Origin of the sequence: Pseudomonas sp. QTF5, assembly GCF_000512695.2 — a bacterium.
Classification (GTDB): Bacteria; Pseudomonadota; Gammaproteobacteria; order Pseudomonadales; family Pseudomonadaceae; genus Aquipseudomonas.
Window position 1 is genome coordinate 1 of the sequence record NZ_AZRW02000044.1, and the last position, 20,000, is coordinate 20,000.

21 protein-coding genes are annotated in these 20,000 nt (G+C 58.6%); 10 read left to right on the plus strand and 11 right to left on the minus strand.

The window, feature by feature from the left end; genetic code table 11:
- Nucleotides 1-191: 191 nt before the first annotated feature.
- A complete protein-coding gene (locus IC37_RS24810) occupies nt 192-710 on the minus strand; it encodes a cupin domain-containing protein (protein ID WP_030131557.1) in 519 nt (172 codons plus the stop codon).
- A 316-nt stretch (nt 711-1,026) separates the two neighbouring features.
- Nucleotides 1,027-1,845, minus strand: a complete 819-nt coding sequence (locus tag IC37_RS24815; RefSeq protein WP_030131556.1) for a shikimate 5-dehydrogenase — start codon at nt 1,843-1,845, stop codon at nt 1,027-1,029.
- Nucleotides 1,846-2,085: 240 nt separating this feature from the next.
- On the opposite strand from IC37_RS24815, the gene IC37_RS24820 reads away from it, so the two are divergent.
- The 3 genes from IC37_RS24820 to IC37_RS24830 all read left to right on the plus strand — a co-directional run bounded on the left by IC37_RS24820 (nt 2,086) and on the right by IC37_RS24830 (nt 3,122).
- The gene (locus tag IC37_RS24820) at nt 2,086-2,451 is read left to right on the plus strand and encodes a hypothetical protein (protein WP_030131555.1); all 366 of its coding nucleotides are present in this window, start codon (nt 2,086-2,088) and stop codon (nt 2,449-2,451) included.
- Between the two features lie 193 nt (nt 2,452-2,644).
- Nucleotides 2,645-2,839, plus strand: coding sequence for a hypothetical protein (locus tag IC37_RS24825; protein WP_030131554.1), 195 nt, complete (start codon nt 2,645-2,647; stop codon nt 2,837-2,839).
- A gap of 100 nt (nt 2,840-2,939) precedes the next feature.
- Nucleotides 2,940-3,122 (plus strand): hypothetical protein, encoded by a 183-nt coding sequence (locus IC37_RS24830; protein ID WP_030131553.1) that lies wholly within the window; start codon nt 2,940-2,942, stop codon nt 3,120-3,122.
- On the opposite strand, the gene IC37_RS24835 is transcribed toward IC37_RS24830, so the two are convergent.
- Nucleotides 3,119-4,180, minus strand: coding sequence for an AI-2E family transporter (locus IC37_RS24835; protein ID WP_030131552.1), 1,062 nt, complete (start codon nt 4,178-4,180; stop codon nt 3,119-3,121). The genes IC37_RS24830 and IC37_RS24835 overlap by 4 nt on opposite strands.
- A 159-nt stretch (nt 4,181-4,339) precedes the next feature.
- Between IC37_RS24835 and yegQ the strand changes: the two genes are divergently transcribed.
- Nucleotides 4,340-5,665, plus strand: coding sequence for a tRNA 5-hydroxyuridine modification protein YegQ (gene yegQ, locus IC37_RS24840; protein WP_030131551.1), 1,326 nt, complete (start codon nt 4,340-4,342; stop codon nt 5,663-5,665).
- Between the two features lie 180 nt (nt 5,666-5,845).
- Here yegQ and IC37_RS24845 read toward each other — a convergent pair whose 3' ends face one another.
- Entirely contained in the window at nt 5,846-6,001 is a 156-nt protein-coding gene (locus tag IC37_RS24845) for a hypothetical protein (protein ID WP_256580789.1), read from the minus strand.
- Nucleotides 6,002-6,405: 404 nt separating this feature from the next.
- Nucleotides 6,406-7,278 carry a LysR family transcriptional regulator gene (locus IC37_RS24850; protein ID WP_030131549.1) on the minus strand — a complete coding sequence of 291 codons (873 nt, stop codon included), beginning with the start codon at nt 7,276-7,278 and terminating at the stop codon, nt 6,406-6,408.
- Between the two features lie 160 nt (nt 7,279-7,438).
- On the opposite strand from IC37_RS24850, the gene ampC reads away from it, so the two are divergent.
- On the plus strand, nt 7,439-8,593 hold the full coding sequence (gene ampC / locus IC37_RS24855; protein WP_305884335.1) for a class C beta-lactamase: 1,155 nt from the start codon (nt 7,439-7,441) through the stop codon (nt 8,591-8,593).
- Nucleotides 8,594-8,908: 315 nt separating this feature from the next.
- Here ampC and IC37_RS24865 read toward each other — a convergent pair whose 3' ends face one another.
- Nucleotides 8,909-9,442 carry a DUF4174 domain-containing protein gene (locus tag IC37_RS24865; protein WP_030131547.1) on the minus strand — a complete coding sequence of 178 codons (534 nt, stop codon included), beginning with the start codon at nt 9,440-9,442 and terminating at the stop codon, nt 8,909-8,911.
- 179 nt (nt 9,443-9,621) lie between these two features.
- Here IC37_RS24865 and IC37_RS24870 point away from each other — a divergent pair, with 179 nt between their 5' ends.
- Nucleotides 9,622-9,990 carry a VOC family protein gene (locus IC37_RS24870; protein WP_030131546.1) on the plus strand — a complete coding sequence of 123 codons (369 nt, stop codon included), beginning with the start codon at nt 9,622-9,624 and terminating at the stop codon, nt 9,988-9,990.
- Nucleotides 9,991-10,008: 18 nt separating this feature from the next.
- On the opposite strand, the gene IC37_RS24875 is transcribed toward IC37_RS24870, so the two are convergent.
- From IC37_RS24875 to IC37_RS24885, 3 genes are all read right to left on the minus strand, one after another.
- Entirely contained in the window at nt 10,009-11,367 is a 1,359-nt protein-coding gene (locus IC37_RS24875) for an erythromycin esterase family protein (protein ID WP_030131545.1), read from the minus strand.
- A gap of 93 nt (nt 11,368-11,460) precedes the next feature.
- On the minus strand, nt 11,461-12,246 hold the full coding sequence (locus tag IC37_RS24880; protein WP_030131544.1) for a sulfite exporter TauE/SafE family protein: 786 nt from the start codon (nt 12,244-12,246) through the stop codon (nt 11,461-11,463).
- A gap of 277 nt (nt 12,247-12,523) precedes the next feature.
- On the minus strand, nt 12,524-13,273 hold the full coding sequence (locus IC37_RS24885) for a hypothetical protein (RefSeq protein WP_030131543.1): 750 nt from the start codon (nt 13,271-13,273) through the stop codon (nt 12,524-12,526).
- A gap of 247 nt (nt 13,274-13,520) precedes the next feature.
- Between IC37_RS24885 and IC37_RS24890 the strand changes: the two genes are divergently transcribed.
- From IC37_RS24890 to IC37_RS24900, 3 genes are all read left to right on the plus strand, one after another.
- Entirely contained in the window at nt 13,521-14,669 is a 1,149-nt protein-coding gene (locus IC37_RS24890; protein ID WP_030131542.1) for an aldose epimerase family protein, read from the plus strand.
- A 110-nt stretch (nt 14,670-14,779) separates the two neighbouring features.
- Nucleotides 14,780-15,601 carry an aldo/keto reductase gene (locus IC37_RS24895; RefSeq protein ID WP_030131541.1) on the plus strand — a complete coding sequence of 274 codons (822 nt, stop codon included), beginning with the start codon at nt 14,780-14,782 and terminating at the stop codon, nt 15,599-15,601.
- 30 nt (nt 15,602-15,631) lie between these two features.
- Nucleotides 15,632-16,102: a DUF1810 domain-containing protein gene (locus IC37_RS24900; protein WP_030131540.1), complete on the plus strand. Its 471-nt coding sequence runs from the start codon at nt 15,632-15,634 to the stop codon at nt 16,100-16,102.
- On the opposite strand, the gene IC37_RS24905 is transcribed toward IC37_RS24900, so the two are convergent.
- The gene (locus tag IC37_RS24905) at nt 16,067-18,427 is read right to left on the minus strand and encodes a DNA polymerase II (protein WP_177409428.1); all 2,361 of its coding nucleotides are present in this window, start codon (nt 18,425-18,427) and stop codon (nt 16,067-16,069) included. The genes IC37_RS24900 and IC37_RS24905 overlap by 36 nt on opposite strands.
- 356 nt (nt 18,428-18,783) lie before the next feature.
- On the opposite strand from IC37_RS24905, the gene IC37_RS24910 reads away from it, so the two are divergent.
- Nucleotides 18,784-19,224, plus strand: a complete 441-nt coding sequence (locus IC37_RS24910; RefSeq protein ID WP_030131538.1) for a CBS domain-containing protein — start codon at nt 18,784-18,786, stop codon at nt 19,222-19,224.
- A 132-nt stretch (nt 19,225-19,356) separates the two neighbouring features.
- Here the strand turns inward: IC37_RS24910 and IC37_RS24915 are convergent, their stop codons facing one another.
- Nucleotides 19,357-19,980: a glutathione S-transferase gene (locus IC37_RS24915; protein WP_030131537.1), complete on the minus strand. Its 624-nt coding sequence runs from the start codon at nt 19,978-19,980 to the stop codon at nt 19,357-19,359.
- Nucleotides 19,981-20,000: the final 20 nt, after the last annotated feature.

Genomic DNA, 20,000 nt, shown 5'->3' on the forward strand with positions numbered 1-20,000 from the left:
CCAAACACGCATCAAAAACAGTATTGCAGAAAAGGGGGTAACCATAGATGTGGGAGCGGGCTTACTCGCGAAGGCGCAGGCATATCTTGCATCAATATGACTGACAGACCGCTTTCGCGAGCAAGCCCGCTCCCACATTGGATCTTCAGTGATCACAAGAGTAATTAAGACAGTTGCTCCCACGGATGCGGCTACTCACCATCCCAATAATCCACGCCATCGGCTTGCCTGGCGACGGCGACGAAGCCCGAAGCATTGCCTTGGGCATCGACCTTGAAGTCGTCCATCACCACGTACTTACCGGAATCCGGGTATTCGCAAATATCCGGCGATTGCTGGCTGCTGACTGCCAGATAGCGCAATTCGCCGTTGCTGGTGTTGATGATCTGGTGCGCGGCTTCAGGACCGCCCGCCGGGCAGGCGATCACGTCACCGGCGCGGATCGCAAAGCGTTCGGCGCCAAGGCGAACCTCCCCTTCCCCGGCCACGATGTAGAACATCTCTTCATTGACCCGATGGCTATGAAAAGGACTGCCGCGCATGCCGGGCTCCAGGGCGTACAACCGATAACCCAGCTTTTGCGCGCCCAATTGCCGGCCGATGCGGGCAAAGCGTTGTTGGTAGCGGCCGGCAGCATCTCCAGTGGGAGCAAAATCTTCGGGCAGCGGTAAAAGTTCGGCCTGATCCAGGTTGAGAATGGCGGGATGCATGAAAACCTCGGTCACGGTGGCTGGAGAGCAAGTCTGCGCTTGCTGGTGGCCAGTATAGGCGGGGATATTCGCGGGCAAGTGAATGGGGATTGGCAGGAGACCGGGTCGCGGCAATCGCGAGCAGGCTCGCTCCCACAGGTTCAGCGTTGATCCTCGGGCGGCGATCCGCCAGTCGCATTGATGCAGGATGTGCCTGCGCCTTCGCGAGCAAGCCCGCTCCCACAGGTGACCAAGTTGATTCAGACTAATGCGGTCAAGTGTGGGAGCGGGCTTGCTCGCGAAAGGGCCGGGACATCCAACGAATATTTGGGAATGATCAGCCCCGGGCAAACGCCACGGCCTTCTGGAACTGCTCATCGGTCGGCCGTACGCCGGTGTACAGCACGAACTGTTCCAGCGCCTGGATGGCAATCACTTCCAGCCCGGTAATCACTCGTTTGCCTTCAGCACGACCGCGCACGATCAACGGTGTTTCCGAGGGGATCGCTACTACATCGAAGACAGTTTCGGCCGCAGCGATAGCTTCAGGCTCGAACGCCAATTGATCGGCCTCCGGCCCGCCGGTCATGCCGATGGGCGTGACGTTGATCAGCATCTGCGGGCGCTGGCTCCCCAGTTTTGCCTGCCATGAATAACCCAACGATTCAGCCAAGGCACGCCCGGCACGCTCGTTCCGGGCCATGATCAGGCCGTTTTTGTAGCCACCATCGCGCAAGGCACTGGCCACAGCCTTGGCCATGCCGCCGCTGCCGCGCAGCGCAAAGGTCGAATCCTTGGGAACCTGATGGGTGTCGAGCAACTGGGCGATGGCGATGTAGTCGGTGTTATAGGCTTTGAGATGACCATTGGTGTTGACGATAGTATTGATCGATTGAATGGCTTCAGCCGATGCATCCAGCTCATCAACCAACGCGATACAGGCTTCCTTGAATGGCATCGACACGCCGCAACCCCGAATGCCCAAGGCGCGTATGCCACCCACGGCGCCCGGCAAGTCCTGGCTGCTGAAGGCTTTGTAGTAGAAATTCAGACCCAGTTGTTCGTACAGATGGTTGTGAAATCGCAGGCCGAAATTGCCGGGGCGCCCCGAGAGCGACATGCACAGTTGAGTGTCTCTGTTGGGGTTCATCTGCATTGGAATCTCCTTCAATTGCACTTTCAGATGGACGGGATTAGCCATTCCACCGGATTCTGATCGATCATAAAGGCCTGTCTGCACCGGGCACACAGCCGTAAAGAAGCCGGTACAGACCTTACACAAAATTTACCCAACGGCTGTGCTGATTTTCAAAAAAAAGCTGTCTTAGAAGTATCCCCGCGACAACTTGTGTCTATTGCAGACGCGAGCGCCGGGTCGAAGAACCGAGGAACTATCATGATCCGTAAAATCCCCACAGTAGCCTTGCTGATCGGTGCTCTCGCTATCGCAGGGCAGGCAGAAGCAGGTGGTCGTGGCTGGGAAGGTCCGGCTGTGTTTGGTGCGATCGTCGGCTCGGCAATCATCGGCTCAGCAATTATCGGCCGTGACCGGCCAGTGTACGTAGAGCAACCGGTATACGTTCAGCCACAACCGGTGTACGTGCAGCCACCTCCTGTTTATTACCAACCGGCGCCCGTGTACGTACAACAACCGATGTACTACCGCCCGGCACCGATCTATTACGGTCCGCCACGCGGGTATGGTCCACCGCGCGGCTATTACGGCCCTCCCCATGGTTATTATCGTGGCGACCGCTGGTAACTCTCATCAGGCCCCGCTTTAACAGCGGGGCCTTTTTTTTTGACCACCGGCTGGACGAAGTCTGAATAAATCTCGTCAAGGTCGCTGTCGGGACAGTACCGGCAGGTAAAGTTGGTCATATTTATGTCATGTCCGGTCCGCAAGCTTGGATCTGTCCGTAAACAACAGGTTGATAAAAACAAGGACGACCTTCATGCCCACACAAAACCCGCATCGCATTGTCGGCTTGTGCACTTCCGGCAAGGTGTACAACGCACTGACCGAACTCAAACACCTGGAAGGTCATCGCAGCGCAAAATTTCTTTCGCTGCTGGCAGAAAACCTGGTGCGCAAAGGCCTGCTCAATGAACAGGAAGTGGTGCATATGCTCGATCAAGTGGTGGATTGACCGCAGGACTCATTGGCGTCAATGACGACTATCGAAAGCGTTGATTGTCCGTTCAAGCGTCCGATCCGTAAGGTAGCTCCATAGATTAATGGAGGTACTTATGACTCAAGTCCAGATCATGTCTGTTATCGGCAGCGCCGTTCCCGCAACGCTCAGAGCGCGGGGGTTGCTCGCCTGTTGGTATCTGGTGCAGGACGGCGAACCGATCAGCGGCCCGCTCACTTCGCTTCCCGCCGCCCAGGCCTTGTCGCAACGTATCGGTTCAGGCCAGCTCAGTGCTTAAGGCAGCTGAACCCGTGGATTGGAATCGATGTAAATGGCCCAGCTCGACACGAACAACGCGGCGATCAACGGCCCGATGACAAAACCGTTAATACCGAAAAGCGCCAGGCCGCCCAGAGTCGAGATAAGGATCAAGTAGTCGGGCATTTTGGTGTCCTTGCCCACCAGGATCGGTCGCAGGACGTTGTCCACCAGGCCGATCACGAACACCCCGAACAAAGTGAGCACCGTGCCCTGCCAGATCGCGCCGCTGAACAGGAAATACACCGCCACCGGCATCCAGACAATCCCCGCTCCCACCAACGGCAACAGCGACAGAAACGCCATCAACACCGCCCAGAGCAGCACGCTCGGGATGTCCAGAAACCAGAAAATAAAACCACCCAATACCCCTTGCGTGATCGCCACCACCACATTGCCCTTCACCGTGGCCCGCACCACGCGATTGAACTTGAGTTGCAAGCGACGCTTCTGGTTATCTTCCAGCGGTATCGCCGCGCGCACTTTGCGCGCCAGTTCGGACCCGTCCCGCAGGAAGAAAAACAGTAGGTACAGCATGACGAAAAAGCCCACTACGAATTCGAAAGTACCCTGACCAAAACTGAATGCCTTGGTTGCGACCATCTGGCTGCCTTGCATCGTGCTCTTGATGATTTTCTCCCGAAGCCCGCTCAGCTCGCCCATGCCGAAACGATCGAGCAAGTTCTGAACGTACGGCGGCAGGCTTTGCTTGAACTGCGCCACATACCCGGCGATGTCCAGTTCACCGCTTTCGATCCTGTTGTATAGCGCCGCGCCCTCCTGAACCAGCAAGGTACTGATGGTGATCACCGGCAAAATCGCGATCAGCACACAGAGAATCAAGGTGCACAGGGCCGTCAGGTTGCGTGGCCAGCCGAACCTCAGCTGCAACTGATGCTGCAAGGGCGCAAACAGAATGCCGAGGATAACCGCCCAGAACACCGCGCCATAAAACGGCAGCAGAATCCAGATGAAGGCGATGCTGACAAGCGTCAGCAAGACCATCAGCGATCTGTTTTGCAGTTTCGTTTCGTTCATGTCCGATCCATGTCAGCGCAGGCCTTGATGCTTAGTCCGCCACGATTCGCGCGAGTGCCATCTGTTTGTTCATCAAGCATAGATCCAGATCAACGAACCCCGCGGGTAAGTGGATTACCCTTGCCGGCTTTTGCGATCGACACTGCCATGACCTGCGCCATGACGCTTATACCCCCGGAACTGCTCGCCCCTGCCGGCACCCTGAAAAACATGCGTTATGCCTTCGCCTACGGCGCCGACGCGGTATACGCCGGCCAGCCGCGCTACAGCCTGCGAGTGCGTAACAACGAATTCGACCATGCCAACCTCGCGCTCGGCATCGCCGAGGCCCAGACTCAGGGCAAGCGCTTCTATGTGGTGGTGAACATCGCCCCGCACAACGCCAAGCTCAAAACATTCTTGAAGGACCTGGAACCGGTGATCGCCATGGCGCCGGACGCACTGATCATGTCCGATCCCGGCCTGATCATGCTGGTACGTCGGCACTTCCCGCAGATGCCGATCCACCTGTCGGTGCAGGCCAATACGGTGAACTGGGCCAGCGTCGAGTTCTGGCAGCAACAGGGCTTGAGCCGGATCATCCTGTCCCGTGAACTGTCGCTGGAAGAGATTGCGGACATCCGCCAGCACGTCCCGGCGATGGAGCTTGAAGTGTTCGTCCATGGCGCGTTGTGCATGGCCTATTCCGGGCGCTGCTTGTTGTCGGGTTACATGAACAAGCGCGACGCCAATCAGGGCAGCTGCACCAACGCCTGTCGCTGGAAATACTCGGCGACACCGGCCAGCGAAAATCAGCTCGGCGAAATCGTTCAGCAGTTCCGGCCCGAACCGACCCTGGGCATCGGCGCGCCGACCGATCAAGTGTTCCTGCTGCAAGAAGCCAATCGCCCTGACGAACTGATGCCGGCATTCGAGGATGAACACGGCACCTACATCATGAACGCCAAGGACCTGCGCGCCGTTCAGCACGTCGAGCGCCTGACGCAGATGGGCGTGCATTCACTGAAAATCGAAGGCCGGACCAAATCGCATTTCTATTGCGCGCGCACCACCCAGGTGTATCGCCGCGCGATCGATGATGCGGTGGCTGGCCGGGCGTTTGATCGCAGCTTGATGACCGATCTGGAATCCCTGGCTCAGCGTGGCTACACCGAAGGTTTTCTGCGGCGGCATGTGCATGACGAATACCAGAACTACCAGAACGGCAGCTCGGTTTCAGAACGCCAACAGTTCGTGGGCGAGTTGACCGGCGAACGCCGGGATCGGCTGGCCGAGGTGCGGGTGAAGAATCGCTTTGGTCTGGGCGATCACATGGAACTGATGACGCCCGAGGGTAATTTCCACTTCGATTTGCATCAGCTGCAGAACGTCAAAGGCGAAGCGATTGAAGTGGCGCCGGGGGATGGGCACACGGTGTATTTGCCGATACCGGACGCGGTGGATTTGCGCTTTGGGTTGTTGATGCGGGATGTGGGCGCGAGTTGAAAATCATCAAAGGCAAGGCATAAAACCGGTGGGAGCGGGCTTGCTCGCGAAGGCGATGTATCAGGCGACATCAATGTTGATTGTGCCGCCGTCTTCGCGAGCAAGTCGAATCGTCGCACCGCCGCTCCCACATGGATTGCGCTTAACTGACCAGCATTAGACGCATCGGCCGGGTTCCGTTTATCGCCTGTCGTCGGACAATGGCGTTTCTTCATTCGGCGCTGGAATGTCATCGTCATCCTCCAGGGCCGGGTCTCTCCAGTCTTCAGGACGATCAACGTCCGTATCGGCCGGGTCTCGCGAAGGGTCCATGCCGGGTGGTGCGTCATGATCCATCGATGGATCGTCCATATCGGGAATGGGTCTGACAGGGTCGTTATCGGAAGTTCCACCTTGAAGGATCGGATCGTTAGCCATGACGCACCTCACTGATGAGGTCCAGAAAATCTGGGCCGTACAGGTTGGAAACGAGCCTGCAAACGGGGTGCTATCGAGGAGACCAATGGCGGCTACCGATTAGCCGAAAAGCGGTCGCGATGTAGGTCAGGTGCAACCACACGGCCGTGTCTGGTGCGGTAGCGATCCTGAAAACACCGCAATCCCCTGTAGGAGCGAGCGGTGCGGCGATCCGACTTGCCCGCGAAGACGGCGGTACAGTCAATATTGATGTCGCCTGACACACCGCTTTCGCGAGCAAGCCCGCTCCTACAATTGATACAAGCCCCCCACAGGGTTTTGTATTAAAGCGAAGCTTGCAGCAACCAGTCCTTGAACGCGGCCATCGCTGACGTTACAGGGCGCGACTGCAAGCGGGTCAGCCAGTAGCTGCCCGTGGTGATCCCGATGGCGAACGGTTGCTCGATTGCGCCCGCAGCCAGTTGCCGGGAGAACATCAAGGGCGGTGCCAATGCTACGCCCGCCCCTTGCAACGCGGCTTCCATCATCGCCAGCGAGGAATCGAAGACGATGCTTCTCGGCGGTGCCGCATGGGTTGAGAGCCCGGTCGCCTGAAACCACTCCGGCCACTCATCCGTGCGATAGGAGCGCAACAGCGTTTGCTGCAACAGATCGGCCGGTGTGTGCAATTGCCGCGCAATCTCGGGAACGCAGAGCACCGACAGCGGCGCCTCGATCAACCGCACCGCTTCGATCCCATGCCACGCCCCCGCACCAAATCGAATCGCGTAATCCAGGCCTTCGGCAGCCACGTCCACCCGGTTGTTATTGGTCGACAGGCGCAAATCGATGAACGGATGTTTCGTCTGAAAATCCGCCAGCCGCGGCAACAGCCAGCCGACCGCAAACGTCCCCACCGCCCCTACCGTCAATACCTCGCGAAAATGCCCGCCCTCGAACCGCTCCAGGGTCTCGGCAATCCGGTCGAAGGATTCGCGCAACACCGGCAGCAGGGTTTCACCTTCGCTGGTCAGCATCAGGCCTCGGGGCAGGCGCTTGAACAAGGTCACGCTAAGCTGGGCTTCAAGGCTTTTGACCTGATGACTCACCGCTGCCTGCGTGACACACAACTCCACCGCCGCCCGAGTGAAACTCAGATGGCGTGCCGAGGCCTCGAAAGCGCGTAGCGCATTCAGGGGTAATTGCGGTCGGATCATGCCCACTCCCAAATTTTTCTAATGGCTCGTGCAAGATATCGTCGTTTGTCGGCGCTCGACAAACTGCATAAATTTGGCTCGCCCAGCAACGGACCGGCTTGAAAAACCGCTCGGAGTGTAGCGGTTAACACAACAGATACTCATGGAAAGTGACTCAATCATGCCTAAAAAAAATCAGAGAAAACTTGTGTCTTACAGCGCTTTCGCACTTCTGCTCGGCGTCAGTCACAGCTTTGCTGACGACCGCATCGAAGCCATCGTCAAGGCCGCCGTTGAACCGGTGATGCAGCAACAGCAGATCTCCGGTGTCGCGGTCGCGATTACCGTCAATGGCAAACCGCATTACTTTAACTACGGCGTGGCCTCGAAAGAAAACGGCAAAGCTGTTACCGAAGACACCCTGTTCGAGATCGGTTCGGTGAGCAAAACCTTCACCGCCACCCTCGCCGCCTACGCGCAGGCAACAGGCAAACTGGCCCTGTCGGACAACGCCAGTCAGGTTCTACCGACATTACGTGGCAGCGCGTTCGACAACATTAGTGTGCTGCAACTGGGCACCTACACCGCCGGCGGCCTGCCGCTGCAGTTCCCCGGTGATGCTGACCATCAGGACAAGATGCTCGGTTATTTCAAGCAATGGAAACCGACCTACGCCGCCGGCACTCATCGCCAATATTCAAACCCCAGCCTGGGGCTATTCGGCTATCTGGCAGCCCACAGCATGGGGGCGCCGTTCGATGCGCTGATGGAAAAAACCTTGCTGCCGAAACTCGGCCTCAAGCACAGCTACCTCAAGGTGCCGCAGGACCAGATGGCGCTTTACGCCCAGGGTTACAACAAGGACGACAAGCCTGTGCGGGTCGGGCCGGGTGCATTGGATTCCGAAGCGTATGGCGTGAAAACCAGTGCCTCGGAACTGCTTCGATATGTTGAAGCGAACATGAATCCGACTTCGCTGGAAAAGCCCCTGCAGCAAGCCATCGCCACCACACATACCGGTTACTACACCGTCGGCGAGATGACTCAAGGATTGGGTTGGGAGTTCTACAACTATCCGGTAACGCTCGACACATTGCTGGCGGGTAATTCGTCACAGATGGCGATGGAGGCCCATGAAGTCCAACCGCTGAACCCGCCGCAACCGCCACACGACACGGTGCTGATCAACAAAACCGGCTCAACCAGCGGCTTTGGCGCCTACGTCGCCTTTATCCCGGCGAAGAACATCGGCATCGTGATCCTGGCCAACAAAAACTACCCGAACGCAGAGCGAGTCAAAATTGCTCACAACATATTGGGTGCTCTGACTGAATGATTCCGGCAACCCGTTAAGACGGGCAACCGCGCACCTGTGGCGAGGGAGCTTGCTCCCGCTGGGCTGCGAAGCAACCCCAAACCAGCCACCGCGTTGCATCAAATTGACCTCAGATGCCGGGTTTACGACTGCTTCGCAGCCGAGCGGGAGCAAGCTCCCTCGCCACAGTGGGTGGTTAGATTCCAGATTTCTGGTGGCAAAAAATGGGCGGCCTCTTGAGGTCGCCCATTTCGTTTAGCGGGGGTTGGGGCTGCTTCGCAGGCCAACGGGGGCAAGCCCCCTCGCCACAGGAATTTTCACCCAAATGGAGGAAATTCAATCATCCGGCTGCTCAGGAGGTTTGGCGGGTTTCGCCGGTTTGCCTTTTGTGCCTTTGGCCGGTGCAACTTCAGCCACCGGCGCTGGCAACGGTACTGTCGCTTCCTTTTCAGCGGCTGGCAGCGCGTCGATGGTGCTGAAAATCTCTTTCAGCTCGACCACATCCTTTTCAAGCTTCTTTTCGCCGTCCTTGCCGACCAGGATGATTTTGCTCTTCGCCCCGGCGCCCAGTTTCAGCGAGCGAATCAACGCCATTGTCGTTTGCGGGTCGAGGTCTTTGCCGTCGCGTTGTCCCATCGTATTGATCACGGTGTACAGCACCATGTTTCGCTCGGTGAAGCCCTTGCGGCTGGCGGGTTCATCCAGCGATTTTTTCAGGCTGACCCAGGTGGGGTCGACCGAACTGGGCGCGATGACAATCAGGGGACGGGCCCTGCCCACGTCTTTAACCAGAGGGGAATCGTCATCGGCGGCGAACAAGGGGCCGATGAAAGCCAGCAGAGTAGCCAGGGTCAAAGACCTGATGAGCATGCGCATCTCCTTTTGATATCCACGCTCTAATGATTGCGCATCGCGGCGAACGTTCCGGGTGACGCACTGCAATTGTGTTTCGCCTTGCCCCAAGCTTAGGTCAGGGCGGTCATTGCGCAACAGCCTGAGCTAATCTCATGGCACGACTCGCACGACCTGATTCGCCGTGAGGATTTTCCATGAGCGCTCAGCTGAACCACACCATCGTCTGGTGCCGTGACAAACAGGTGTCGGCCCGCTACCTGACCGACCTCCTCGGCCTGCCCGATGCCGAGCCGTTCGGACCGATGCTGGTGGTCAAATTCGATAATGGTGTGTCGCTGGATTTCTACAACAACGACCCGCCCATCGCGTCACAACATTATGCGTTCTTGATTGGCGACGAGGACTTCGATGCAGCCTTCGCTCGCCTGCAAACGCTCAAGCAGCCTTGGTGGGCAGATCCTGGCAAGCAACGGCCGAACGAGATCAATGATTACGGCGATGGCCGGCGGGTGTATTTCGATGACCCGGACGGGCATCTGCTGGAGATTTTTACTCGGGAATAGATACACGTCATTTACGTGTCATACACCGAACGGAAAGGTGTCTTCCTCGTGTTCCATGAACTCAGGCGCCGGCAATGGCGAGACCGCGTGGGTTTTTTCGATCCAGACGAAAGCGTCGAACTGCTCCGCCAGAACCGCCTGAAAGTAATGACTCTGGCGCTCGGTCCTGGGTCGATAGATGACGCCGATGGCGCGTTCAAGCAATGGCTCGGCCAGTACGTCGAGCAATTCCTCGCTCGGTGACGTCCGCCAGTCGAGCAGCGCTGCGGGAATGCCGGCCTTGAGAAACAGTTGTTCCCAGCTGTCGGCCAATGCCGGGTTCACTTGTTTGACCTGCATCGGCTCATCCCAGTCGTCGGCGGCGGCGACGGTGCCGTGGTCGGTGCCCATGCCGATCAGCACCGCTTGTGAGCCGTAGGCGGTGCGGCACAACTGGCCAATGTTGAACTGTCCCTCCCAACCCATTTGCGTAGCGGCGGCGTTGCCGATGTGTGAGTTATGCGCCCACACCACCGCTTTGGCGCCTGCCCCGCGGTGCTCCATCAGGGTTTGCAAGGTGTCGAACATGTGCAGGTCACGCAGGTTCCACGAGGCGGTCGAGCTGCGGTACATCGCGCGGTAATACTGCTCGGCGGCCCGCACAACACGGGCGTTCTGGGTGGCGCTGAAAAACGCCTCGTCGTCGGCGACCATCGGGTCGAGCCGTTCGCCCAGCAGCACACTCAATTGCTCGACCACGGCATCCTCGCACGTGGCCAAATTGCCCCGCTCGGCGAAATGACCGTACAGCGCCGGGTCGTCATGCCACGGCGTCAGGCAGCTGTAGCGATGCCGGGCCTCTTTCGCCAGCTGTGGGTCGGTCTTATCGAGATAGCTCAGCACTTCGTCGATGGAGTGACGCATGCTGTAAACATCCAGCCCGCGAAATTCCACCCGCTGATCCGGCGTCAGCCCGCGATTATGATGGTGCAGCCAGCGGGTAAAGGTCTGCACCGCCGTGTTGCGCCACATCCAGGTGGGGAATCGGGCGAAGGCCTGTTTTTTCCAGGCGGAGCGGCCCAGGTCGCGGACACATCGGTCGATCTGGCCGGCATCGGGCCAGTCGGCTTCGACCGCGACGATGCTGAAGCCGTGCTGCTCGATCAGGCGGCGGGTGATCGCCGCTCGGGTCTGGTAGAAATCCTGGGTGCCGTGGCTGGCTTCGCCGATCAGCACCACGCTGGCATCGCCAAAGCGGTCGAACAGCTCGCCGAATTCAGGTGAGTCGAGTGCAGGCAACGGTTCGGCATGACGGCGCAACACTTCGGCCGCGTTGCCGGGTGGCTCGCCACGGGGGCGGCGGAACCGTCGTAGAAGATCGTTTACGGGGCTGCTCATGGACGTCATGACCTCATTTGAACGTGGTCATAGTTTTGACTACGTCAGCGAGGGCATGACTCCGCTGAATTCAGTGATCTATACGTTGCCGGATCAGAACGCCAGCTTGTAGCCGATCAACACCAGCATCGTGGCCAGGCACGGACGCAGCAGTTCGTCGGAGATACGCCCGGTCAAATGGCTGCCCAGGTAAATCCCCGGCAGCGAACCGACCAGCAAGTAGCCCAAAATGTGCCAATCCATGTTGCCCATGCTCGCATGGCCCAGGCCGGCGACCAGGGTCAGGGGCACCGCGTGAGCGATTTCGGTGCCGACCAGGCGGCGGGTAGGCAGCATCGGGTACAGAATGAACAGCGCTACTGTGCCCAGAGCGCCAGCGCCGATGGAGGTCAGGGCCACCATGGTGCCCAGGACCAATCCGGTGATGACGGTCAGTGCGTTCAACCGGGGACCGCTGGGGTTGTAGTGGCCGCCCGCACGTTTATGGGCGAAATCGAGCAAGCGCTTCTTGAAAAAAATCGCCAGCGCCGTGGCGAACAATACAAAGCCCAAGGCTTGTTTGATGATGGCGTTCATCGCGTCGGGCGAGGTCTGCAAACTGCTCAAAAACCACAGCGTCAGCGCCACTGCCGGCACACTGCCGAGGGTCAGCCAACCGGTAATCGCCCAGTCGATGTTCTTGTTCTTTCGATGAACCAACACACCGCTGGATTTGGTAATGGCCGCGTACAGCAAGTCCGTGCCCACCGCCGTGGCCGGATTGACGCCGAACCACAACAGAATGGGGGTCATCAACGAACCGCCCCCGACGCCGGTCATGCCGACAATAAAGCCGACCACCAGACCTGCAACGACCAACCCGAAATTACCGAATTCCATTAATACGCCCAGAAAATCGCAGGAAAATAACCGGCTCGCAGCATAGCGATTTTTCTTATAACCAGTTATATCGATGCGGTCTATCGTTATGCCCACTCATTGAGGCGGAACACGATCTTCCTTCTTTCAAATCCTCTGTGGAGTCGGGCTTTTGTGGGAGCTGGCTTGCCTGCGATGCAGACGGCTCGGTTTAACGTCGAACCGAGTTGATGCCATCGCAGGCAAGCCAGCTCCCACAAAATCTCATCTGCACAAGGGATTGGGTTCACTACTCGAATTACTGCACCGGCAAGAAATTCAGAAACAACAAACTCTGGGCGTAGTTGAGGCCGATCCGTCGATAGCGTTCGTCGAGCATCTGGGTCAGCAAGTCCAGCCGCGCGACGATTTTCCCAAACTCCACGGCAAAGCTCAGGTTGCTGCCCTCCTCCGAGATTTCGTTGGAAAACAGCAACGGTTCGCCTTGCTTGTTTTGCCGCTGACTCAAGATCCAGGTGGCTTTCTCGATGTTGCGCGCGGCATTGCTGACGAAGGTCGGGTTGATCGCATCCGTCATGTAGAACTCCAGCCGATTGCCGTGGGCGGTGACCAGCATGCTGCCGATGGCATAGATGAAGGCACCGACCCGGTCGCCGAGAAATTCCGGGCTCATGGCGTAGCTCAGCGCGGCGAGGTCTTTTTTGCCGCCGAGGGTGGGCAGTGGCTGTTGCTGCTCGATGGCCATGCGCACTTGTTTTTCCGCGGTGCCGACATCGAGGAAACCGGATTTTTTCAGCTCCTCCGGATTGCGCAGGTAGAGCTTGTTCATCAGCAGGTAGAGGCTTTGGAGGTTGTCGCGCATCGCCAGAGTCGCCATGCGGTCGACGCTGGTCTGGAGGAATTCCTGGGGTTTGCCGTTGCGAAACTGGCTGACGATATCGTTGCCCGGTTGATGGCTGCAGCCACTGACGAAGAGCATCGACAGGCCAATCAGCAGCAAGCAATGACGGCGAATGTGCAGGTTAAAGCGGGGTAAAACTCGAGCCATGGGTTCTTGAACTTGGGCATGGGCCGGCGGTGGGGATCGCCGCGGGCTGGCCAAGGATAGAACCGCGAAAGCCGGAAAAGTGCAGTGCCGGTGGTCCGTAAGCGCTGACCATCGTGAAACAGACTTGTATTAGTCATACTTTTTAATTGCAACACTGCATAGATAAGCTATAAATCCTTCCTTGCCTGCGTTAAAAATCGATTATTAGTATGACTACTTCTCAAAACAACAAAAAGGAAGGTCAACCATGCTTCAATCCCGACACCTGCTCTCCGGCCTCGGACTGTCCCTGATGATCGCCACCCTCCCCGCTCACGCCGCCGGCTTGTCCAGCGAACATAAAGCCTTCGGCAAAACCAATGACGGCACGCCCGTCGAGCAATACATTTTGCGCAACAGCCATGGTCTGCAAGCCACGGTCATTACCTACGGCGGGATTCTGCAGTCGCTGATAGTGCCGGACAAAAACGGCAAGCTCGACGATGTGGTGCTGGGCTTCGATGATGTGCAGGGTTATCAAAGCGGCACCGCGTACTTCGGCGCGACCATCGGCCGCTTCGGCAATCGCCTGGCCAACGGCGCCTTCGAGCTGGACGGCAAGCGCTATCAGGTGCCACTCAACGACGGCAGCAATTCGCTACACGGCGGGGCTCAAGGTTTCGACAAACGGGTGTGGAAAGCTGAACCGAACAAGGGCAAGGATTCGGTGGGCGTGACCCTGACGTACCTGTCGGCGGACGGTGAAATGGGCTTTCCCGGCAACCTGAGAACCGAGGTCACCTACAGCCTCACCGAGAACAATGAGCTGCGCATCGAGTACAAGGCCAGCACTGACAAACCCACAGTGCTGAACCTGACCAACCACAGCTATTTCAACCTGGCCGGCGCCGGTAACGGCGACGTGCTGAAGCAACTCGCCACCTTGCATGCAGCCCGCTACACGCCAGTCACCGGCAAACTGATCCCCACCGGTGAGCTGGCCCCGGTCGCCGGCACGCCCATGGACTTCACCCAACCGACCGCCATCGGTCAACACATCAAGGCCGATCATCCGCAGTTGAAATTCGCCGAAGCGAAACAAGGCGGTTTCGACTTCAACTGGGTGTTGGACGCCAAGGGTGATCTGGGCAAACTCGCCGCCGATGTCAGCGATCCGCAATCCGGCCGCCGCTTGCAGCTCTACACCACTGAGCCTGGCGTGCAGTTCTATACCAGCAACTTCCTTGATGGCACGGTCAAGGGCAAGGCTGGCAAGATTTATCCACATTGGGGGGCGTTTACTCTGGAGACTCAGCATTATCCGGATTCGCCGAATCAGCCGAACTTCCCGTCTACGCGGCTGGATCCGGGCAAGGCCTATACCCAGAGCACCGTATTCAAATTTTCCGTCCAATAACACTGCGATTTTGACGCGTTTGCTGTTACCTCCTTTCTGGAGTCCGACGGAACCACCGAGCTATTTTGCTGCCAACTGTAGTATCGATCGGACGTCAGAACGGAGGATTCATGCGTACTCTTGAGCTGGCCGGCAGCCATGTGCCGGTCATCGGCCAAGGAACCTGGCGCATGGGAGAGGAACGCTCCCGACACACAAAGGAAGTTGCAGCGCTGCGTTTGGGCATCGAGTTGGGCATGACCCTGATCGACACCGCTGAAATGTACGCCGAAGGAGGCGCTGAAGAGGTGGTGGGTGAAGCCATCGCAGGTAGGCGTGACCAGGTTTTTCTGGTCAGCAAGGTCTACCCCTTCAACGCCAGCTGCCTGGGCATCCCCCAAGCCTGCGAACGCAGCCTGCGGCGGTTGAATACCGATTTCATCGATCTCTATCTGTTGCACTGGCGCGGCGAGTATCCCCTTGAGGAAACCGTCGAAGCCTTCGAACGCCTGCGAGAAAGCGGCAAGATCGACCGTTGGGGCGTGTCCAACTTCGATCTGGACGATCTGGAAGAACTCTCCTCACCGCCCTGCGCCACCAATCAGGTGCTGTATAACCTGGAAGAACGCGGCATCGAATTCGATCTGCTCCCCTGGAGCCAGCACCAAAGGATGCCGGTGATGGCCTATTGTCCGATCGGCCAGGGCGGGCACATGCTGGTCAATTCGACGCTCAAGCAGATTGCCGCCCGTCACGAGGCGACACCGGCGCAGGTAGCGCTGGCATGGATTCTGCGTCAGAACGGCGTGATCGCCATCCCCAAAGCGGTCCGTCCCGAGCATGTGCAGCTCAATGCGCAAGCGGCGCAGTTGCGGCTTGAAGTCGGGGATCTGGAGGCGCTGGACCAAGCTTTTCGCGCGCCACAACGCAAGCAGCGGTTGGCCATGGTCTGAGCCATCGCGGTTCTGTCAGAGGGCATCGGCATGAGAAGTACCGATCAGCTCGGCTCGTTCAATTTGCCACGCTTCGTCCAGGCGCAGGACCCTGTGTTCGAGTGGGTGCAGGAGGAGCTGCGCGCCGGCCAGAAGCGCCGGCACTGGATGTGGTTTATCTTTCCGCAGTTTTCCGGGCTGGGTGACAGCGAGATGTCCCGCTACTTTGCCATTCGCTCCAGTGAAGAAGCCACCGCGTACCTGAAGCATCCGTTACTGGGTCCACGCTTGCGTGCCTGCACGCAATTGGTCCTGGATGTTCCTCATCAGTCGATCACCAAGATTTTCGGTCATCCCGACAACCTCAAGTTCCACTCATCGATGACGCTATTCGCCCAGGTTTCGCCAAAAGGCAGCCTGTTCCATCAGGCGCTGGATCAGTATTTTCATGGCATACCGGATGACTGGACACTGTCGCTGCTGGACTCAAAACAGGCCCAGTTGCCCCCCAATCAGCGTTGAGAAATCATCATCCACGAACGGCAGAATCGCATCCGCCACCGGTTGCAACTGCCGGGTGACGTAATGGTCGTAATCGATTGCCGCGCTGCGGATTTCCAGTGGCTCGGGGCCGGCGACGGTGATGACATAACTGATCCAGCCGCCGTTCTGATATTGACGCGGACGCCCTTGCCGGTCGTTGTAGTCGTCAGCGATCCGCGCTGCGCGCACATGGGGCGGCACGTTGCGTTGATAATCGTCGAGAGTACGACGCAGGCGTTTACGGTAGATCAGGCGCTCCTCGAACTCACCGGCCAACGTCTTGCGCACATAGTCACGCACATAGTCCTGATAGGGTTTGCGATTGAAGATGCGCAGGTACAACTCCTGCTGGAATTGCCGGGCCAACGGCGACCAGTCGGTGCGCACGGTTTCCAGACCCTTGTAGACCATTTCATCGGTGCCGTCCGCGCGGGTGACCAACCCGGCATAGCGCTTCTTGCTGCCCTCCTCGGCGCCGCGAATCGTCGGCATCAGAAAGCGCTTGTAGTGGGTTTCGAACTGCAACTCCAGGGCACTTTCCAGCCCGTATTGCTGTTTCACATGCTCACGCCACCACTGGTTGACGTGATCCACCAGCGCGTGACCGATCTGCGCGGCTTCTGCCTGCCCGTGGGCACGGCGCAGCCAAACGAAGGTCGAATCGGTATCGCCATAGATCACCGCGTGCCCCTGCGCTTCGATCAACTGGCGGGTGCGCAACATGATCTCGTGCCCACGCAAGGTGATGGACGAGGCCAGCCGTGTATCGAAGAAGCGGCAACCGCTGGAGCCCAGCACGCCATAGAAGGCATTCATGATGATCTTCAGCGCCTGGGACAGTGGGGCGTTGTGTTCGCGCTTGGCGGTTTCACGACCTTCGGCAACCCGGGCGACGATGGCCGGCAGGCAATGCCGGGTTCTTGAGAAACGTGCACCGCGAAAGCCCGGCACCGACTCGTTGTCGTCGGGATGTTTGAGCCCTTCGATCAAGCCCACCGGGTCGATCAGAAAGGTGCGGATGATCGACGGATAGAGGCTTTTGTAGTCGAGCACCAGCACCGATTCGTACAACCCGGGTTGCGAGTCCATGACAAAACCGCCGGGGCTGGCCTCTGGTGGTTTGCCGCCGAGGTTCGGCGCGACGAAGCCCCGACGGTGCATCAGCGGCATATACAGGTGGGTGAACGCCGCCACCGAGCCACCGCTGCGGTCCGCCGGCAAACCGGTGACGCTGGCGCGTTCCAGCAGAAAGGTCAGCAACTCGGTCTTGGCGAAGATCCGCGTCACCAGTTCGCAGTCCTTGAGGTTGTACTTTGCCAGGGCCGGTTTGTCCTCGGCGAACATACGATTGATTTCGTCCATGCGCTGGTACGGGTTGTCGATCGACTTGCCCTCGCCCAACAGGGTTTGCGCGACGTTTTCCAGGCTGAATGAGGGGAAGCTCCAGGTCGCCGAACGCAGCGACTCGATGCCGTCGATGATCAACCGGCCGGCGGCCGAGGCGAAATAATGATTGCGGCTGCCGTGCTCGCGCCATTGCATTTCTTCGCCGCCACGCCCCAGCTTCAGTGGTACCGCCAAGCGGCGAGCATGTTCGTGCAGTACGCGCAGATCGAACTGCACGACGTTCCAGCCGATGATGGCGTCGGGGTCATGCCGGGCGAACCATTCATTGAGTTTTTTCAGCAGCAGTGTTCGCGAATCGCAGTATTCGAGCTGGAAATCTACCCCACTGTCATCGCCATTGGGTGGCCCGAGCATGTACACCTGCCGCTCGCCGCAGCCTTCCAGGGCGATGGAATACAGCTCGCCCTGAGCGGTGGTTTCGATGTCCAGCGAGACCAGCCTAAGCTTCGGTCGGTAGCCGGGGTCGGGTTTCATCTGCGCGTCGAGCAGCAGGCCTTCGGCGCTGGGCGTGCCGCCGAACAAAACGGGCGCGGTGATGAAACGCTCCATCATGTAGCGTTCCGGCGGGCGGATGTCGGCTTCGAATACATCGACGCCTGATCTGCGCAGCGCGGTTTCCAGGCGCATCAACTGACCGTGCTGCTGGCAATACAGGCCGAGCGCCGGGCGGTGTTCGAAGTCCAGAAGTGCCAAGGGCTTCAGCTCGACGTTTTTCTCGCCACGCAGCAGCGCTTCAGCTTGCTCGCGTTGGGCTGCCGGAATGAACGCTACCGACGGTTGGTGCGCCAGGCGAATGCGTCGGGGACCGGCATCGGTCGCTAGCCAGAACTCGACTTCCGTGCCGGCCGGGGTATCGCGCCAATGCCGGGTCAGGACGAAGCCCTGCTGTAAATCCACCACTGCAACCTCAACGATCTGATTCAAGGGGTAATTCTACGCGTGATCGACGGTGTGGTGAGGGGGTTGTCCTAATGCCGGTAAGTTAAGACGCAGAACCTGTGGGAGCGTGGCTTGCCCGCGAAGAACGATGACGCGTATTACCTGAAAAACCGCGGTGCATTCTTCGCGGGCAAGCCACGCTCCCACAGGATTTTCGTCGCTCAAATTTCTTAACTTACCGGCATCAGGGGCGGGCTTTTACAAAGAAAAATCGCTGAATGACGCTTTTTGCGCGGTATCTGCCGCTTTCTGCCTTGCTCTGCGAGCGTGTCTCTACGATTCTTCAAGAACACGACAACACCCGAGAATCCGCCATGAAAACCGTCGCCCAACTGCTCAAGTTAAAGGCCCAACAGAATCAGGAAGTCCACACCATTGAGCCTCATCAAATGGTGCTGGAAGCGCTGATGGTGATGGCCGCAAAAAACGTCGGCGCGTTACCGGTCCTGAAAGATGGCGCGGTCGTCGGCATCATCAGCGAGCGGGACTATGCGCGCAAACTGGTGCTCAAGGGGCGCTCCTCCGTCGGCACACCGGTCAGCGACATCATGGTGGCGCCGGTGATTACCGTGGACACCCACCAAACCGTCGAAACCTGCATGGGCATCATGTCCGAAAAACGCCTGCGGCACTTGCCGGTGGTGGAAAACGGCGAGTTGATAGGCTTGCTGTCCATCGGCGACCTGGTCAAGGAAGCCATCGCCGAACAGGCTGAACTGATTCGTCAGTTGGAGCAGTACATTCGCGGCGAGTGATTCCAAACCCACCGCAAATCCCCTTGTGGGAGCGGGCTTGCTCGCGAAAGCGGTATGTCAGTCGATACTTAGGGTGACTGATACACCGCTTTCGCGAGCAAGCCCGCTCCCACATTTTGATTGGCGGTGTTCTTAAGACGGCCAATGCCGCGCGAAAACCGGTGCCAATGCCGGGTGCCGGTCGAAGCGTTCGAGCCAGGCAGAGAACCCCGGCCGCGCGGTGCGCAAGTGCTCCCGGGTACCCGCCCACCGTGTCACCACCGCCGCCAGAATATCCAGCGCGCCCGGTGTTCCGTCTCCCAGGTACAACTGGCCGGCGAACTGATCGGCAAACACCTCCCAACTCCAGTGCAGGCGCTGGCGGGCACCGGCCATAAGGTTTTCCTTCGATGATTCGTCCGCCTCGGCCAGCCAGCGCTCGGGGTAATCGATGATGCCGATGGCTGTATAGCAATTGCTGACGATGTACACCAGGCCACGAATCACCTGATCACGCTTGAGCGGGTTCTCCGGCAGCAGGTTCGACTTCGGGAACGTGAGAGCCAGATGGATCAGGATGGCCGCACTCTCGGTCAGAACACCGCCATCGGGCAATTGCAGGGTGGGGATTTGCTTGAGCGGGTTGAGCTTCTCCAATGCCTGAACCGCCTCCGGGGACGATGAAACATCGATGAAGCGATAAGGAACCTCGCACAACTCCAGCGCGGCTTCGATGGCAGCCGCACCCGAGTTCTGATGTCCGTAAAGCTGGTACATGACTAAATCTCCTCTGCGAC

Bases quoted from the DNA above. Each gene is read 5' to 3' on its own strand.
- yegQ (WP_030131551.1), top strand. From the start codon at position 4,340: ATGACGCTTATACCCCCGGAACTGCTCGCCCCTGCCGGCACCCTGAAA.
- IC37_RS24910 (WP_030131538.1), top strand. From the start codon at position 18,784: ATGAAAACCGTCGCCCAACTGCTCAAGTTAAAGGCCCAACAGAATCAG.
- IC37_RS24895 (WP_030131541.1), top strand. From the start codon at position 14,780: ATGCGTACTCTTGAGCTGGCCGGCAGCCATGTGCCGGTCATCGGCCAA.
- IC37_RS24875 (WP_030131545.1), bottom strand. From the start codon at position 11,367: ATGAGCAGCCCCGTAAACGATCTTCTACGACGGTTCCGCCGCCCCCGT.
- IC37_RS24900 (WP_030131540.1), top strand. From the start codon at position 15,632: ATGAGAAGTACCGATCAGCTCGGCTCGTTCAATTTGCCACGCTTCGTC.
- ampC (WP_305884335.1), top strand. From the start codon at position 7,439: ATGCCTAAAAAAAATCAGAGAAAACTTGTGTCTTACAGCGCTTTCGCA.
- IC37_RS24815 (WP_030131556.1), bottom strand. From the start codon at position 1,845: ATGCAGATGAACCCCAACAGAGACACTCAACTGTGCATGTCGCTCTCG.
- IC37_RS24870 (WP_030131546.1), top strand. From the start codon at position 9,622: ATGAGCGCTCAGCTGAACCACACCATCGTCTGGTGCCGTGACAAACAG.
- IC37_RS24820 (WP_030131555.1), top strand. From the start codon at position 2,086: ATGATCCGTAAAATCCCCACAGTAGCCTTGCTGATCGGTGCTCTCGCT.
- IC37_RS24830 (WP_030131553.1), top strand. From the start codon at position 2,940: ATGACTCAAGTCCAGATCATGTCTGTTATCGGCAGCGCCGTTCCCGCA.
- IC37_RS24835 (WP_030131552.1), bottom strand. From the start codon at position 4,180: ATGAACGAAACGAAACTGCAAAACAGATCGCTGATGGTCTTGCTGACG.
- IC37_RS24810 (WP_030131557.1), bottom strand. From the start codon at position 710: ATGCATCCCGCCATTCTCAACCTGGATCAGGCCGAACTTTTACCGCTG.
- IC37_RS24825 (WP_030131554.1), top strand. From the start codon at position 2,645: ATGCCCACACAAAACCCGCATCGCATTGTCGGCTTGTGCACTTCCGGC.
- IC37_RS24845 (WP_256580789.1), bottom strand. From the start codon at position 6,001: ATGGATCATGACGCACCACCCGGCATGGACCCTTCGCGAGACCCGGCC.
- IC37_RS24890 (WP_030131542.1), top strand. From the start codon at position 13,521: ATGCTTCAATCCCGACACCTGCTCTCCGGCCTCGGACTGTCCCTGATG.
- IC37_RS24865 (WP_030131547.1), bottom strand. From the start codon at position 9,442: ATGCTCATCAGGTCTTTGACCCTGGCTACTCTGCTGGCTTTCATCGGC.
- IC37_RS24880 (WP_030131544.1), bottom strand. From the start codon at position 12,246: ATGGAATTCGGTAATTTCGGGTTGGTCGTTGCAGGTCTGGTGGTCGGC.
- IC37_RS24915 (WP_030131537.1), bottom strand. From the start codon at position 19,980: ATGTACCAGCTTTACGGACATCAGAACTCGGGTGCGGCTGCCATCGAA.
- IC37_RS24885 (WP_030131543.1), bottom strand. From the start codon at position 13,273: ATGGCTCGAGTTTTACCCCGCTTTAACCTGCACATTCGCCGTCATTGC.
- IC37_RS24850 (WP_030131549.1), bottom strand. From the start codon at position 7,278: ATGATCCGACCGCAATTACCCCTGAATGCGCTACGCGCTTTCGAGGCC.